Origin of the sequence: Halalkalibacter akibai JCM 9157 (assembly GCF_000513135.1) — a bacterium.
Classification (GTDB): domain Bacteria; phylum Bacillota; class Bacilli; order Bacillales; family Bacillaceae_D; genus Halalkalibacter; species Halalkalibacter akibai.
Genome location: NZ_BAUV01000013.1, coordinates 74,007 through 91,801, shown reverse-complemented (window position 1 = coordinate 91,801; position 17,795 = coordinate 74,007). Strand labels below are relative to the sequence as shown.

At 39.3% G+C, this 17,795-nt stretch carries 10 protein-coding genes and 1 riboswitch; of the genes, 3 read left to right on the top strand and 7 right to left on the bottom strand.

The genetic code is table 11. The features are described 5' to 3' along the window. Window positions 1-62: 62 nt before the first annotated feature. The 5 genes from JCM9157_RS09700 to JCM9157_RS09680 form a co-directional block, all read right to left on the bottom strand. Window positions 63-1,256 (bottom strand): ABC transporter permease, encoded by a 1,194-nt coding sequence (locus tag JCM9157_RS09700; RefSeq protein WP_035664236.1) that lies wholly within the window; start codon window positions 1,254-1,256, stop codon window positions 63-65. Window positions 1,257-1,262: 6 nt separating this feature from the next. Continuing rightward, a complete protein-coding gene (locus JCM9157_RS09695) occupies window positions 1,263-1,946 on the bottom strand; it encodes an ABC transporter ATP-binding protein (protein WP_035664234.1) in 684 nt (227 codons plus the stop codon). Further along, window positions 1,939-3,027, bottom strand: coding sequence for an efflux RND transporter periplasmic adaptor subunit (locus tag JCM9157_RS09690; protein WP_035664233.1), 1,089 nt, complete (start codon window positions 3,025-3,027; stop codon window positions 1,939-1,941). The genes JCM9157_RS09695 and JCM9157_RS09690 overlap by 8 nt, the downstream gene beginning before the upstream one ends. A 9-nt stretch (window positions 3,028-3,036) precedes the next feature. Beyond that, entirely contained in the window at window positions 3,037-3,720 is a 684-nt protein-coding gene (yknW, locus tag JCM9157_RS09685; protein WP_035664231.1) for a YknW family membrane protein, read from the bottom strand. Window positions 3,721-3,954: 234 nt separating this feature from the next. Next, entirely contained in the window at window positions 3,955-7,182 is a 3,228-nt protein-coding gene (locus JCM9157_RS09680) for a M14 family metallopeptidase (RefSeq protein WP_081734121.1), read from the bottom strand. A gap of 463 nt (window positions 7,183-7,645) precedes the next feature. Here JCM9157_RS09680 and JCM9157_RS09675 point away from each other — a divergent pair, with 463 nt between their 5' ends. Next, complete coding sequence (locus JCM9157_RS09675) at window positions 7,646-8,845, top strand: SEC-C metal-binding domain-containing protein (RefSeq protein WP_035664229.1); 1,200 nt, start codon at window positions 7,646-7,648, stop codon at window positions 8,843-8,845. 63 nt (window positions 8,846-8,908) lie between these two features. On the opposite strand, the gene JCM9157_RS09670 is transcribed toward JCM9157_RS09675, so the two are convergent. After that, the gene (locus tag JCM9157_RS09670) at window positions 8,909-10,024 is read right to left on the bottom strand and encodes a plasmid pRiA4b ORF-3 family protein (protein WP_035664227.1); all 1,116 of its coding nucleotides are present in this window, start codon (window positions 10,022-10,024) and stop codon (window positions 8,909-8,911) included. A 157-nt stretch (window positions 10,025-10,181) separates the two neighbouring features. On the opposite strand from JCM9157_RS09670, the gene JCM9157_RS09665 reads away from it, so the two are divergent. Then, on the top strand, window positions 10,182-11,159 hold the full coding sequence (locus tag JCM9157_RS09665) for a M28 family peptidase (RefSeq protein ID WP_035664225.1): 978 nt from the start codon (window positions 10,182-10,184) through the stop codon (window positions 11,157-11,159). Window positions 11,160-11,477: 318 nt separating this feature from the next. Continuing rightward, window positions 11,478-11,561, top strand: a riboswitch (cyclic di-GMP riboswitch). A 28-nt stretch (window positions 11,562-11,589) separates the two neighbouring features. Further along, complete coding sequence (locus JCM9157_RS09660; RefSeq protein WP_035664222.1) at window positions 11,590-15,570, top strand: Ig-like domain-containing protein; 3,981 nt, start codon at window positions 11,590-11,592, stop codon at window positions 15,568-15,570. A gap of 306 nt (window positions 15,571-15,876) precedes the next feature. Here the strand turns inward: JCM9157_RS09660 and JCM9157_RS09655 are convergent, their stop codons facing one another. Beyond that, a complete protein-coding gene (locus JCM9157_RS09655) occupies window positions 15,877-17,421 on the bottom strand; it encodes a flotillin family protein (protein ID WP_052013056.1) in 1,545 nt (514 codons plus the stop codon). Window positions 17,422-17,795: the final 374 nt, after the last annotated feature.

Sequence of the window (17,795 nt, the reverse complement as noted above, 5' to 3'; positions counted from 1 at the left end):
TCAGACCCCCCCCAAAAAAAAGAACGGCGGTCGTGACCGCCGTTCTACTCTTGCTTCTCTCCCTACTCATACCTCAACGATTCAATCGGATTCAACCTTGCCGCTTTATTGGCTGGTAGTAACCCAAAAACGATACCCAAAATCATCGAAAACAGAAGTGCTCCGATAATTACTGGCCAAGATAATAGCGATGGCCATCCGGCAAAGAAGGAAATCAGGGTAGCAATTCCTCCTCCTATAAGAATGCCCAAAAATCCACCAAGAAGCGTGAGAATAATAGATTCAATTAAGAATTGCACAAGAATCTGTTGTCGTGTCGCACCTAACGACTTCCTTATCCCGATCTCTCGCGTTCTCTCTGATACAGAAACGAGCATAATGTTCATCACCCCGATCCCACCAACAAACAGCGAAATCCCGGCAATGCCTCCGATAATCAGCGTCATGATTCTTGTAATCTGGCCAATCCCCTCCGCAATCTCTTCCATATTCATCACTTGATAAGCTTCTTCTGTATTTTTTCTTGCATTTAACATCAAGACCGCTTCTTCTCCTGCCTCTTGTAACTGATCTAATGAGTTAGCTTGAATCGTCACTTGATTGAATTCACTTTTACTATAAACATTTCGCCACGTTTCCCAAGGCATATACACCTCTTGAACACCAAAAGCGAAAATACCTGTAGGAGCTTCTAAAACTCCGATTATTTCAATTGGTTGATTCGCGACTCGAACAACGTTTCCAACTGCAGACTGTTCCGGAAAAAGCTCCTCAGCAAGAGAATGAGAAATAAGTGCCACTCGCCTTCCGCTCAAAAAGTCGACTTGTTGCAATGACAGACCTTCCTTCACATTCAGCCGATGAACTTGAAGATAGCTTTCGTTGATTCCATTAATAGATGCTTCAACGGTGTCTGTTTGATAGCGCACTGTACTATATTCATAGCTCGTAGCAACAACATTTTTGATCGTGCTAATCGACCCAAGCTCGCGTATATCCTCTAACGTGAACGCAGGCTCATTCCAAATGTTAGGGTTCGACTGGATTTCCTCATTAGAAGGCATATAATAAATCTCAGATGTATTGCCATCTCCTGCGATCGAGGACTTCAACATCGCCTCCCCACCTTGGCCAATTGCTACGACGATAATAACAGCTGCCACGCCAATCACAATTCCAAGCAACGTCAAAACAGAACGCAGCTTATGTGCTTTGATCGAGCTGATCGCCATTATGATATTTTCTTTTATCCCCATAATGACTTACCCCCTCTCGGAGTGGGCACGGTCCATTAGTTGCCCGTCGCGCACATAAATCGTTCGTTGTGTATAATCAGCAATTTCCGGCTCATGCGTGACCAGAGCAATCGTCGTTCCAGCCTGATTTAATTCCGTCAGTAACGCCATAATCGTTTCACTCGTCTTCGTATCTAGTGCTCCTGTCGGTTCATCGGCTAGGATGATAGACGGTTCATTGACCAGCGAGCGGGCTATTGCCACACGCTGCTTTTGCCCACCCGACAACGAGTTTGGTAAATAATCCATCCGTTCTGCAAGACCGACACGACTTAACGCTTGCTCCGCTCGCTCTTCTCGTTCTTTTTTGGAAATGCCTGCGTAAACCATCGGTAGCTCTACATTCTTTTTAGCCGTCAGCCTCGGCAATAGATGAAATTGCTGAAAAACAAAGCCAATTTGCTGATTTCGGACCTTAGCTAGCCCTTCGTCATCATAACTTGAAATATCTTCCCCTCTTAAGATGTATCGCCCAGAACTAGGAGCATCTAAGCAACCAATGATATTCATTAATGTCGACTTACCTGAACCAGATGGCCCCATAATCGCCAGAAAATCTCCTTGATTAATCGTGAGATCGATATCTCTCAATATCGCCACTTTCTCTGTACCAACGCGATAATTTTTCGTGATTTTCTCAAGTTTAATCAATGACAACCACTTCCGATCCATCCCGGAGTCCAGCTGGTATTTCGACCACCACTTCAACTGATTCGTCTAATCCCGATCTGATCTCATAATTCCCATCAGAGATCAGACCAAGTTCTACTTCCCGTCTGTTCGCCACGCCTTCTTCAACGATATAAACGTACGTGGTGTCTTCATGCTGCTGCACGGCGGAGATCGGTACTGTTAATGCCTCACGCTCATCCGTCATAATATTTAAAATCACTTGATACCCGGGACGTAAAACGGTCGTTTCATCCTCTTCTACACTGACTGTAAAAGGATATTTAATCCCAGTTGCCTCCAACTCGTTTTGAGACGGAAAAAAATCAATATCGGTGACTACTCCAGTCCATCTTTGATCTAAAATAGCATCAGAAGAAATCTCAACCTCTTGACCTTTCTCGATTTCAAGAGAATCATATTCTGATAGATTCCCTGTAGCAATAAAGCGATCTCGTGACCCTATCGTCAGAGTGCCCTCACTGCCTTCTGTCACCTTCATCACCACACCAGCCAAAGGACTTTTCACCACGAGTGTTTCCGTCCTTTTCTCAAGCTGCTCTTTCTGATTTAACAGTTGCCTTAGATCTAGATTAGCAGTTCGTTTTTCAAATTCTAGCTGATCACGTTCAGCACGGTAATGATCTCTAGCCTTGTCTCTACCAATCTCTTTTTCTAATTTCTTCTGTTCCTCATGTGAATGGTCTTCACGCTTTCCTATTTGATTGATTCGTAAATAACCTGCTTCAATCTGAAGAGCGAGCTGCTCTTTTTCGAAGTCTAAGTCTTCACTAGAATACTCAATTAGAGGAGCATCTTCGGCAACCTCTTCCCCTTCCTCAACAAGGAGCTTATAGTCTTCTGCGCTCTTAAAAGGAATATGCTCCACCTTAGCTAAATCAATCTCTCCCGGAACCATGATTTCTTGCTTCACACGTTCGATTTGAGGTTGCGCCGTTTTCACTTCCATCACCTGATTACTCGAAGACTGAATCACTCCAATCGTTGAAAAAAGAATAATAGGTACCGTAATCGCTAATCCAATCCATATTTTTTTCTTCACCTTAACCACCTACATTCCTGCTCCAGCAGTTAAAAAGCTAATGAACGCACCACCAACCGTAATAATGAGTGTGACAATCCAAGCAGTCGCCGGTTTCATTGAAGCTACAATTCGTAGACCCATCACGGTTAAAATAATTGCCCAAATTGAGAATACTTCAAACAAACTTACAAGCGCGTAAATCGGCTCAAAAGGGTCAAAGAACACCGTTAATCCCGTGATCATCTGAGCAGGATTTAAATTAAATAACGTCGTTAATAGCACATTCAGGACTAATCCAATTCCTCCAATTAACATGATGAACACATTAAGAGAGAACATCTGCTTATACGTAGCATCTCCCGCTGTTAATTTCACCGCAATCCACATGATAAGCGCCCCAATCAACGCCCCAACGATTGGCACAAAAAGGGTGGTAATAAGAGTGCTCATTCTAATGAACGATTCCATTCCCTCTAATAAAGCAGCCTCATCAACAGAAGCACCCCCCATTAGAATTTCAAAATCTGATAGAAAAGTAAACACCGCAGCCCAGACTGCATACACAACGGTCACAAGTAAGAGAGGAATAAGTACTTTCGGATTTTCTTTCATCACATAAAATTGCTCTGTAGGTTGAGTAATAAACTTCAAAATCGAAGGCTTCCTATTACCCGGCACTTGCTCTTGTGTTTCTTTAACAGTTTCTGACATAAAAACTCCTCCTAATTTCTCTTTTCATAGTCATATACGGGATAATTTGGAAAAAGTTTCAAAAACTTTTTAAAGTGCCCTTTTTGCGGGGTCTGACCCCCATCGCTTTAAAGCTTTAACGTGGTGGGGGTCAGGCATCCCAAAAAGGCACCACAAAAGAGGCACCCAAAAAGAAAAGATGCACGCCATAGGCGTGCATCTCTTTTGTCTTCTCATCTCAACTCATCTCATCCACTATTCTTTCTCAACAAACGACTTAAAGCTTGTAATCTCTACTTTTGCATTTCCTACTAAAGCAGTCACTGTTACAGTGCTGTTTTCAACAATGATTTCTTCTTGCTCTCGTCCTTCACCGTGAGTTTCTTCTTCTACTTCGATGCTGATCGAGATTGTGAAGTCTTTGCCGTTGTTCTTAGCTACTTTACCTAAGTTAATATCAGCTAATGGTAATACATAAGATCCTTTTGCTGTTTGAATGTCAATTCTAGCATTTGCTTGTGATTGTTGAAGCTTCTTAATCTCGCTCGCTGGAATTTGAACTTCAATTACGTTATCTGAAGCTTGACCTTCAACACTTACAGCTACAACGTCTACAGTTTGCTTAGATGCTGCAGCTTTAGCAAATGCGTCTTTCGTAACTGTCGCGTTCACTTTTCCATTCGCTTTTTCTACTTTTACCTTACTGCTTTCTACTGTTACCTCTTGTCCTTTTGCTTTCGCCTTACCTTGCGCTTTACGTTTTTGTTCAACTTCAGAACCAACAGAAGCGTAAATGCTATTAGCGAGTAAACGATAGCTGTGTTCCGTATGAGCTCTAAATGCTAGAGAGTTGGCAAATAGTGTGATTGAGGTAAAATCTAGATCTTTCGTAAATGCCATAACTTTACCTTGTGATCTATTGTTACCCGGCCACCAACCAGAAACATAGAAATCATCTGCTTCGCTAAATGATGCCAATACATCGGCTCCTTCAGGAACACTATTAATCCAGGCTCCCTCTGTTACATAAAGAAGTTCGTCTGACGAATAACCAGAAGTAAGCAAATTATCAGCTAGACTGGCCTTTACTAGACCCTCATGATTAGCTCTTGTGTAATCCCATGTAAAACCAGAAAGAACACCGCTATTTCGAACTGCATTAATTGGGTAAATCCCTGTTCCAATAAACGCTTTTCCTTGAATTTGATTTGCATCAAACGTGGTCCCATCACTAACCACAACATCCGAATCAGCAACAGAAACGATATTGAAACCTAATTGTCTTAATGAGAATAATAACTGCTGCGATCCAGTCACAGCCACCTTAGGCTGTTCCAACTTATTCGTCTTCACATTTTGCCCATTCCCTAAAGGTAATGTCTCAAAATAATACTTATCTGCATATGGACGAAGGTCCTTCGTTTCAACAATAAAGTCACCTTGGTTGACACGTGCATTAGTTTCCATCGCTACTTCTACATTTTTACCTGCAGCTAATAGCTCGTTCACTAACTTGATTGTATCGTTATTCGTATTTTGTAGGATTTGTTTCGGTGTGTTACCAGTGAAATCGCCAGTCGGGAGGCTTGCCACTTCGACTGTCTTTGTCACATCTGAGAACGCACCAGATTCACGAACGTCCACAATATCAAACCCTCTTAAAGCCGGGAAATTAACAACGATTGGATCATACATTGCTCCCCAATCTGACACATTATCCCCTGCATAAAGAACCGCATTCGCTAAACCGCGTTTTGCTTGATTCATAGGTACGACAAATGTCCCTTTCGGATACACCGTACCATTCACTTCCGTATTCTTCGTCGTTTCCTCTACTTTAATACCATTACGAAGAAGATACTCTACCATTTTATGAGCTTCTAGCTTGTTCTTTTGAAGCTTATCATCAGTAGGAATCACATAGTAATCAGGGAAAAAGCTATCATTTTCTCCTCTAACACGCCCAATTGATTCACCTGCTGCGTTGACAAAATATTCATCAACCGCACGATTATCTTCACCGTTCACACCACGGTTGAAGATTTCTAATTGTTTTGCATAAAGAGCATTTTTGTTTTCCGTTACAAACAATGTCGAACCTAGGCCGACACCAACCATAGCACGATAAGCATTTTGGCTTAAAGTTGGTACTTCGATCGTATGCCCTAAAGAACCATGTAACATCGCATAAATAGCGGTGTAAGCTGGTGTCATATCATCCCAACCACTACCGTATCCTTCTTTTGCAATAAAATAGGAGTTAAAGTTAGAGTTACCTGTTCCCGCTTTACCCATCGCATGGGCTTGTCCCATCATATTGTTGAAAAGTAAATCATACTCAAAATTCGGATTATGCGGAGGCGTACCTGGTTCAATTAAAAACCCATTTACATACCCATGCAAATCAATAAACGATAATGGTGTCCATTTTGAAATCACTTCATTCACTTGCTGTGTTTCTACTTGTGTTTGATAAGCATTGTCACGATTTAAGTCGAATCCGTTGGCATTCGCTCTCGTGTTAGCCACTCTACCATCTGGGTTGCTTGTAAATAAGTATAGAAAAATAACATCATCAAGCACTTCATCAACATTTAAAGTGACGCTCTCGCCGTCATTGTTTCTGTTGAATGAAACTTCTTGTTCTAATGCAAACTTCTTAAACAATTCAACCTGAGCATCCACACCTTCTACTTCATCAGGGTGAATATTATTAAACCAAATTGGAACCTGGTAGTCTCCCATTGTTCCATTTTCTAATTTTTCTAGTAAACTAGCTGGATTTTCCAAAGCCGTAGGCAATGTTTCATTTAAATATTTATCAACCGCTTCTTCATCTCTTGCTAAAATAACGAAGTGAATATCGCGTCCTTCAGCTGATTTGCCAACCGTTTGATATTCTAGATAACGCTCATTTGATGAGTCTGCCTCCGCTGCTTCAAACACTTCATCAAGCGCTGGTTTAATTTCATCATATTGAAGAAATTCATCATACACATTTAATTTTACTTCAGTTGCTGCTTTTGCTCCGCTCTCAGAGTTTACTAGAGCTAATTCATAGTTACCGATAAATTGTGGATACTGAACACGGATTGTTCTGTTTGATAAATTAGAAGTGTTATAAAGCAACCCAAACTCAAGTGTCGCTTTAAAAACAGTTGTACCGTCAACATAGCTTGGCTGCTCAATAACTTTAATCCAAGGATTACCGTTATAATTTGTCCCACTTGTCCATTGCTTCCACTCAGCAAGACTCTTTCCTCCAAACGTAAAAGCTAAACTTTCTAAATCAACTTCCTCACCGAAGTCAGCTTGAACCTCTACTGTTCTAGCTTCAGTCATGGAGAACAACGAACGGCTCACTTCTAGTTCAATTGCCTCACTCGCTTCCACACTTTGATTGGCCAAAGCCGGAAACGCTGTCGGTGTAATGATTGATAACAGCATAATCAATGCTGCCATAACTGACATCCATTTTCTCATATAAACCCTTCTTTCATTCTTTATTCTACTTACATACTCTAGCAAAATCTTTCGCAAATGAAAAGAATATTTATACAATACTATTTTACTATTAATTCGACAAACCCCCCTTTAAATTCAATGGTACTCTAGTAACAGCAAGACAAACTCTTTATACACTCACCTGAACCACTTCAGTATTTTTATTCGTAATAATGTATTTATAATACCACTTTCCTTTTTCTGTTAGGACATCTCAGTCCATATTACACCCCTCCCAAAAGTACTATTACAATAGATAGAAAGCTAAGAAATCTTCTACACTATTTTTCCTCTAACGAATTGTATAGATTCCTATTTTTCTGGAAAAACTACTAAAACTATATTACCTGTATCCAACTAACCATGTTTACTTAACTACTAACTACCTTTACTATGAAAAAAAGAAGATCGTAACCTACTAACCCGATAGGAGGAAACTACCTTGTCGATCATAGAAGAACTAAAAAAAGCTGGGGTTGATACCGAAGCGATCACAAAGGAGTTAACGAAAGCGCAGAAACACGTTAACAAAAAATTCTGGAGTCCAATTACTGTCCCTCTCACTTTAAGCCAAGGTCTGTCTAGGCTGACAGTCGATGACCTTCACACGATCCGCAAGCGTTTCATGGTTGCAAATGCAAGCAGCTTGAAAAAAGCCGAGTTGATTTCTTTAATTGAAGAGGAGATACCGAATCAGCTAGAACAACTTTTCTCAATGTTTGATAGAGATCGGTACAGTCTAGTAAAAAAGGTGATCCAAAAAGGTGGGTATATGAAAATACCCGCTCTCGAATATAAACAAATTGAATATTTACGAACTAGCGGGATTTTATTTACAGGCACGTACAACGGTGAACATGTTATAACCATTCCAACAGATTTAATTGACCGACTTTCCTATCTAGAAAAAGACAAAGAAGTTCAAAAAACGATAGCTCAGAATACCGAATGGATTCATTTAACACACGGGATGCTGTTCTATTACGGAGCGTTAGAATTCAGTACTCTTTTATCCTTACTTGAAAAATATACAACGATCGAAAGCATACGAGAATACATCGATGTTATCCATGATTCTTCTGATTATTATGAGGAAATTGAAATTGATCACAATGGTTTTTATCATGTTGAAGTGCCTGAACCTGATAAAGTGTTAGAGGAACACGAAGCAAGACCAAACCTAGACTATTATCCCTTTACGAAGCAGCAGTTGCTAAAAGCGGGAGCTCCCTTTTTTATTGACCGAGATAAAAGTTACCAGCAATTTCTTCAATTTTTAACTCGTCACTTTATTATGACGAAAGCGGAAGCAAGCGACATCGTGGAAGAGTGTCAAGATTTCGTTCGATCAGGCTCACTTCCCTCTGAAGTAATGGAGATTCTTCAAGGTTATCTTGAATTTGCTGACATGGAAGAAGCAAATCAAGTGATGGCTAGCTTAATCACCTTCATGAATCACACAAGACAATGGGATCTTAAAGGCCATATGCCTGCTGACATTTCCAAAACCATGAAAAAAACAACTGAACCCATTCCTTCTATGCAAGCTTCTGTTATTGACTTTCAAACAAAACAGAAGGTCGGCCGAAATGATCCTTGTCCTTGCGGTAGCGGGAAGAAGTTCAAGAAATGTTGTGGATAAAGTAAAGAAAGGACTTCTCGTCACAATGACTGGAAGTCCTTTTTCAAGGAAAGATTACTATTTCTACTCATCCTTTAGTTTTCGATTCAACAACTCGAGGTTAAATTCTTCATAGCCTTGGTAGCGTCCCCACTCTCTCATCTGCTCATAATCAGGATTCTGTTTATCAGAGATAATCGCGAGAAATTCATCATAGCCCCACTCTCCACCGACATCTTCAGGCGGAGCATTCCCCTCTCCTCCAAGGCAAGTAGCAACGTTCCTGTTATAATCGTCAATGAATTGCTCGACTGTAATCAGATGCCTCCAACCATCACCAAAATCATAGGAATACACGATTTCGGCTGGAAGATACTCTGACAATTTCTCACCTGTTTCCATCTTCATCGGAATACCGGAATCATAATGAAGCGCTTCTTCCGAACAAACCAACAGACTAACAGGCTTTCGGTCTTCGGGGATAGCTCGTCTAGTTAGCCCAGCTGGTTTTGCCTGGTAAATACTAAATTCATGATGATGGGAATCTTGCCAGCCAAAAAGAATTTGCAAGACTTTATGTAATCCAGGAAAAGTAATCGCCTTAGGCACTACCACTTTTCGCCAAACATGATGGTTGTCTAAATCTAGCGTAACATGAAGGACGACTGCCTCCGTTGAAAAAATTGAGGTCCCCATCCACTGCTCAAGATCTTGATACAGGTCCTCATTCGGTTTTCCATAATCACTTTTTCCTTTACCAACGAGAAATCGACTAGCTTTCTTGCTTATCTCCGCTTGGATCAAGGAGCCATGTACAAGCATGTCTTCATTAAAAAACACATGCTCACATGCTTTGTTCAGCTTGGTAACGGATGCTCGGTCCTTTGTTCCAGTAAAAATTTGTGCTCCAACCTCAGACAGATACCTATCAATAACCTCTTCTTTGATTTGCTCATTTCGAAATACTTCACGAATCGCATCCAAAATGATCTGTTCTATTCGAGTGAAATCCTTTGCCTTTAAGCCATGGAGAACGATCACATAACGATTGCTATCGTTCATCAACACAACAGTTTTTTTCCTCGAAATTGTTACAATATTGGCATGCCAAGAAAACAATGGCCTGTCTTCTTGCGCAGACACTGATGTCGGTTTTATTTTTAGTTCATTTAACAATTTCTTCGTACACTGAATAAGCATCTTACCGCTCCTTAGCATCGCATAAGAGTTTGAATAAAAGCTATTATAGCATAGCAAGTGCGAGAACCATCACTACACCAAACAAAATATTTCCAATTTTAAGTTAACATGTTAGAATAACCCTAATAAATTCACAATCTAAAAGGAGCAAATGACAATGAACAAGAAAAAAGTTTTGGTTTCTTCCTTATTAATATTTATTAGTTTTCTCCTAATTTGTGGCGGGGTTTCAGCCCAGGTCACGTATCATCCGTCATTAACCCACAAGACTGGGTCATTGGCATATGAGCACACAAAATATTTAGCAAATGAGATTGGGCAAAGAATAGCAGGTTCAGAAAATGAAAGACTAGCAGAACAATATATTTTCAACCAATTTAAACAAATGGGCTTTGAAACAGAAGTACAAGAGTTTACTTATGTAAGAAGAGGCGCTGAATTTAAATCCTCAAATGTGATTGCATACAAACCAGGAAAATCGAAGCAACAAATCATCGTAGGGGCACATTATGACTCTGTTTCTGTTGGAAAAGGTGTAGACGACAACGCATCAGGTGTTGGCGTGATGTTAGAGACTGCTAAAGTGCTAGAGAAAATCAAAACACCTTACTCGATCGTTTTTATCGCATTCGGAGCTGAAGAAGTTGGGCTACAAGGATCGAATTACTATGCGAGCAAGATGACTGAAGCTGAAATCGCAAACACTATTTCAATGATTAACTTAGATAGCTTAGCTGTTGGTGATCACATGTATGTTCATGGCAGCGCTGGTGAAGATGGATTCTTACGTGATCAAGCATTAGCAATCGCGGCTAAGAAAAAAATTGATCTTCAAATCAACCCGGGTCTAAACCCAGCTTATCCAGCAGGCACAACAGGTGATTGGAGTGACCACGCACCGTTCAAGCGATTGGGCATTCCTTATGCTTACTTTGAAGCAACCAACTGGGAGATTGGCGAACAAGACGGCTACGACCAAACCGCAGATCATGGCGGAATTTGGCACACGTCAAATGATACCCTTGAATTTATCGAAGCGACCTACCCAGGCAGAATTCAAAAGCATTTAACGGCTTATAGCACGGTGCTAACAGATCTACTTAAATTTGCGAATAAGACTAGTACAGCGAAGTAAAATGTAAATTTGTCATATAAAAAACACCTTCTGATTAATGGTAAGATTCTACGATTAATAGGAGGTGTTTTTCTTATGGTTATCTAAGTTGCGAATATCCTGCTGTTTTAATTAATTTGTGTAACCCGATTAATCTCCGTATATTTTTTAGGTATTATTTTCCTGTTTTTCTGTTTTGTAATCTTCTAAACATCGTCGATTCTTGTCGAAGAATTCCCTCTTCCCAGTTTCTAGAAGTCAATATATAATTTGGACATAGACAATGTACCTAATTACAAAGTGGCCACTTAAAATAGTTAGGATCAAAGTCCTATTTATCCAAAATAGGGAAGCGATGATGTATAGCCTGTGTTTGGACACCTTGGGGTATACGTAGCTAGTGGTGTAACCGGCCCTCTTAGGTTGAGTACTTTATCTAGGAGGAAGAAGAATGAAAAGAAAGCTTAATATGTTTAGAAAGACCATGTTATTGTTTATTGTTTTTTTAGTGTCGGGATTGTTGCCGACGGCAGCGGCGCTGGCTGCTGAATTAGTTGCTACAGCAACTGCTGAATTCGTTGCAGAGGTTGAAAATGGACATGTCATTGTAGAGCAAGGTTCAGAGAATGATTTTAAGATTAACCTTTCTGTTGTAAATGATAAAGATGGGTCTAATGCAAATGCTACATTTACTGTAGATACAAAGTACGTTATTAATGCAAATCAGCACTCCACAACTGCACCAAGTCAGCCTATATCTTTTAATGGAAACAATACTACTGGAGAAACCAAAGCTACGATAAGTGTTAGTAATAATGCAAAATTAGGAGAGCACTTAATACCAATTAGAGTTAACATTACAAGTAACCATAATCAAAATAAACTAAATAATACTGTACCTGATTATATTAAAGTAAAAGTCATTCCGAGTGACACTGTTGAACCTGTTGTAACTATTAATAATCCTAGTAATAATGGCTTTTACAAATCATCTGCGTTACCTGAAAAACCAGAATTTACAGTAGCTGACGATAGTTCATATACCACTATGATCAGTGGATACAGTACTGATAATGGCACTCACACAGTGACTGTAACGGCAACTGATGCTTTTGGAAATGTTGGAAAAGCTTCTGTTACGTATACAGTGGATAACCAAGCACCAGTAATTACTTCTCCATTGGTTGATGGCGGTGTTTATAATTCTGAATATCTTAGTTCTTTTGAAGACGGAATTTATTATGAAATTGATGAACCCCATTTATTGGACTATTCAGCAGCTTCTTTAGTATTTGATAAAGAGGGAAGTCAAACCGTCGAAATCAACGCAAGAGATAAAGCAGGTAACGAAGCTAAAAAGTCAATCACATATATTGTCGACAATGAAGTACCATCAATAAGCTTCAAATTTAATCATCAAGGCTTTTATACTTCGGCTGAATTTGCAAAGTTTAATCCTTACTATGAAATAGACGATGATAACTTAGATACCAAATCGATTGAAGCGGATGAGGCTTCACTGTTAGAGGAAATACACAGTGTTACTGTTAGTGCTACTGATTTAGCTGGAAACTCTAATAGTGGTTCAGCTAGTTATACCATTGATAATACAGCTCCTTCTGTAACTATTCATTTAGAGGATGATAAGTATTACAATGAACAAACATTAAGTGCTGTTGGAGAATTTTACTCTGTTACTGATATAAATCTTGAATCTGTAGTTCCTTCTGGATTTGAAACTGCTGACGGAGAACATAACGCTTCAGTTACAGCTACTGACAAAGCTGACAATAAAACTACTAGAACAGTAACATACCATGTAGATACTTTGGCTCCTGTTATTACTATTGATGCGGAAAAATTCGCAAATGGTGGGTTCTATACCGCTAGCTACTTAAATAGTCTTACAAATTTCTTTACTATAGTTGAGCTTAATTTGGACGAAGATTCAGTTAGTGTTAGTCCTTTTAATTCAGGAGAAGGCACACATACTTTTAATGTTAATGCTATTGATAAAGCTGGAAACCCAGCTAGTACATCAATTAGATACACCGTTGACAATACAAAACCTGAAATTGAGTTTAATTTAGTAAATAACGGATTCTATAAATCAGAGAACCTTCCAGAGGAGTACTTCACAACTTCTGACAACAATGAAGTAGTCAGTGTAGTGGCTGATGAATTGGAAACATCTGAAGGAACTCATACACTTACTGTTACAGCAATGGATGCTGCCGGTAACAGCACAACAGAAGCAATTACGTATACAGTTGATGATACTGCTCCTGAGGTTACAATCACGGCACCTGAAGATGGTAGATTCTATAAGTCTGAAGATCTTCCAGAAAACGTAGTATTTGATGTAGAAGAAGAACATGATTACACAACTAATGTCATTGGTTGGAACAATTACGCTGAAATAGAGCATACGGTTACAGTAACAGCTACCGATGTTGCCGGAAATATCGGACAAGCTTCTGTAACTTATACGGTAGATAATACAGAACCAGTTATCACTTCTACCCTTGTTGATGGCGGAGTATATAATGCCGAAACATTAGAAGGTTTAGGTCAGTATTATAATGTAACAGATTTAAACTTAGTGGAAGATAGCGTTTCTGCTAGTGAGTTACAACTTGAAGAAGGTACTTATAAAGCTGTAATCACTGCAGTTGACAAAGCTGGCAATGATGCACGAAAAGAAATTAACTATACAGTAGATAACACTGTACCTGAGATCCTTTTCACTTTTGAAGATGAGGGTCATTACACTTTAGAAGCATTTGAAGAATTTAACCCTTACTATGAAGTGGATGATGATAACTTAATAGAAGATTCTATTGAAGTACAAGGTCTCAATTTTGTAGAAGGAGAGCATACACTTACTGTCAGCGCTTCGGACTTAGCTGGAAATGAGAATGAACAATCTGCAACATACACAATTGATGATACAAAACCTGAAGTTACTGTGACTTTAGAAGAAGGTAACTATTACAATCTTGAAGCTTTAGAGGCACTTGGACAGTATTGGACAGCAACTGACGATAATCTTTATGACGTCGATGCTACTCCTTTAGCAACTACTGATGGACCTCATACTGCAACAGTAACGGCCATTGATAAAGCTGGTAATGAAACATCTGTTTCTGTTCAATATCATATTGATAATACTCCTCCTGAGATTATTATTGATCAAGGAAAAATTAAAGACGGCGGATTTTACAATGCTGATTATTTACGAAGTCTTAGTAATGTATATCGGATTAACGATGCCAATCCAGCATCAGATAATGCTACTCCATTCGTTCTAACAGAAGGAACACATGATTACACCGTAACTGCTACCGATAAAGCGGGTAATACAAATTCATTGACGATTTCATATACAGTCGATAATACACCTCCAACACTAACGTTTAATTTAGTTGCTAATGGTGTGTACAACTCACAATCATTAAATACAATTGGAGCTTACTTTACTGTAACAGATAATCATCATGAGTTTATTTTAGAAGCTGATGATTTAGTAACAAACGGTGATGGTACTTATAAGTTAGACGTCATTGCTACTGATCTAGCTGGTAACGAAACAACGGGATCTATTACTTACACATTAGACAACACAGCACCAGAGGTAACATTTAACCTTGAGAACGGAAAACATTACACAAGCGAAGCTTTCAACAAGGCGTTAGATGGACACAAGCATTACTATAAAGCTACGGATAAACATTCAGTTACCGTTGAAGCTGATGAGCTGGAAACATCTGAAGGAACCCATACTTTAGAAGTAACCGCTACAGATGTTGCTGGTAACTCAACTACAGAGTCAATCACTTACACGATTGATAACACATCTCCAGTTATTAATGGCGTTAATGGCTTAAAAGATGGACAACGTTTCTTAGTTGGACAACGCGTATCGTTAACACCGGATGTTACTGAAGATAACCCAGAATCAGTTACATTTGCAGAAGAACTGGACACTTCAAAAACTGGTGTTCATTCGTACACTGTAACAGCAACAGACAAGGCTGGTAACTCAGCTACTCGTTCATTTACGTACCAAGTTTACGAGTACAGTGGTGTACTTCAACCAATCAACCAAAATGGTAATAGTACATTTAAGAGAAATAGTACAATACCTGTGAAGTTCCAGATTGCTGATGGTACAAAGAATGTTAGTGATGCAAAATCAACTCTTCATCTTGTACACGTTGGAAGTGGCTCAAACAGTGAACCAGTCGAAGTAACGTCTACATCTGCAGCATCAACAGGAAACGAATTCCGCTATGATGCAAAAGATAACCAATATATTTTCAATCTTTCTACTAAGAATCTTGAAGAAGGTCAATATAGAGCGGTTATCACTATTGAATTAGACGGTGTTAAAACAATTAAAGAATCTCAAACTTTTTCGATTAGAAGATAATTACTTTCTATTTGGGAGATAAAAGAAACTGTCTCAACAGCATTAATTCAGCTGTGAGACAGTTTTTTTGTGAATATTTTTATCTTTTCCGATAGCCGCAAACCCAAACTTTTAACTATTTCAACAATCGGTAAGGTTAGCTTCGATAATCCTAATTGCGCCATCTTTATCTACTCTAGATGCAAAAAAAATCTCTACTAACTGTATAACAGTCAGTAGAGATACTGTCCTATTTCATTATTAGAGAAGTGTTTGATCCTTAGAAGAGAAAAAGGAATCTTTCTAGTTTTATTCTTTACAGTTATCCTAATTAAGCTTGCTATTCCCTTCCTCATCATCCTCATTCTCCACTACATCACTTTCAGATCCTTCCTCATCAACCGACTGCGCCTTCTCTTCCGTTTCATCTCCAGCTGCAACCTGGGAGACAAACGTCTTGAAATGATCTGCTTGCCCGCGCGACACAAAGCTCTCAAGCATGGCTTTTAAATCCATTCCTGTGCTTTCTTTTAAACTCTCTTGTAAGCCAACCATCGTTTTCGTAACATTACCAGTGATCTTAGCTGCTCCGCCATTTGAATCAGACCCACCGAGGTCGATAACTCTCATCTGTTCAATTTTAGATAGAGGCTGTGCCACTTCACGAGCGTATTTAGGAAGCATGTCGATAAACATTTCGAGAATCGCCGCTTCGCCGTATTTCTCCATTGCTTGCGCCATAAGCTCTTTCGCCTCAGCTTCAGCACGACCTCGTTCGCGGATAACTTCAGCCTCTGCCAAACCTTTTTGCTTTTCGATCAACGTCTTTGTTTCCCCGTCGATTCTTGCTTTATCAGCTTCAGCTTCTGCTTTTGCTTTAATATCATAGGCATTCGCATCCGCTAAAGCTTTACGACGTTTTTGCTCCTCTAGCTCGAGCTCAACCTGGCGTTGGCGTTCAATGTATTGAATTTTCATTTCTTCTTCTTTTACTTGCTGCGCAAGTCTTGCTTTTTCGAGTTCATAGGATTGCTCTGACTTCGCTCTTGCTCGTTCTGTTTCTTCTTTAATTTGAGCGGCTTTAATATCTTTCTCTTTACGAGACTCCGCAACCGCACTTAGACGTTTATTCTCCTCGTCTTGTGCTTCTTGGTTGTTTCGCGCTTTATACATTCTTGTTTCTTTCTCAGCATCGGACTCCGCCATTTCCGCTTTTTTGCGAATTTCCGCAATACGCGGGCGTCCTAAGTTTTCTAAGTATCCATTTTCCTCATCCGCATCACGCAGATCGTCCAAACCAAACGATGTAATTTTAAAGCCCATATTATCCAATTCTTGTTGAGCAATATCTTGTACTTGGTGGTTAAATGATTCACGATCATTATTGATTTCCTCAACCGTCATTTTCGATAAAATCGCACGAAGATTCGTCCCAAGCACTTTTGAAACCTCTTCTTCAATCTCTTTATCTTTCTTCCCTAAAAATTGCTCTGCATAGTTTGCAATTCCAATTAAAGAATCGGCAATTTTCACCGACGTTACCGCATCGGCAATAACGGGAACCCCTTGAGATGTATAAACCTTAGGTGTTGTTAATTTAATTTGAAACGAGTTCAAATCAACCGGCGTACACGTTTGAAACATCTTCAAACGAATCCCACCACCACGAATAATCTTCAAACTTCTACCATTCTCATCAAAGAAAATCCTTGTGTCTTCTTCTGGATTCCCAAGCTTAGGCCCAGTGATAATCAACGCCTGATTCGAACTGGCCGTTCTATACCTTTTCTTGAAAATGATAAAACCAATCACTGCCACAATCAGTAAGACAAATAGAAAAATACTAGTTAGAAAAAACCAAATCGTACCCATCATCAAGCATCACCTCGAACATTAAAATTTTGTCTATCTTTGAAACTATTCTTCTACTATATACGATATGCAGTTGAAATGGTTTCATTTTTAGGAAAAAAATGTCGATAATTGATTTTTCTGAAGGTAGATATTCTACTGAACCGATCCGCAGCAATAGAACTCTTTAACACACTAACGCTGTAAATGACTGGGGGTCAGACCCCTTTTTTAAAAAAGCTAAAATTCAACACAAACATTTCCGATAATATAATAGCGATTTATCCGATTTTAGAGTTGATCACTCATATTCTTTCCAACAACTCCCATGTTTGTACACCCCTAAAAAAGGGTATTTAGAATTAGTTCTTTTAAATCAATTATGATAACTGAGG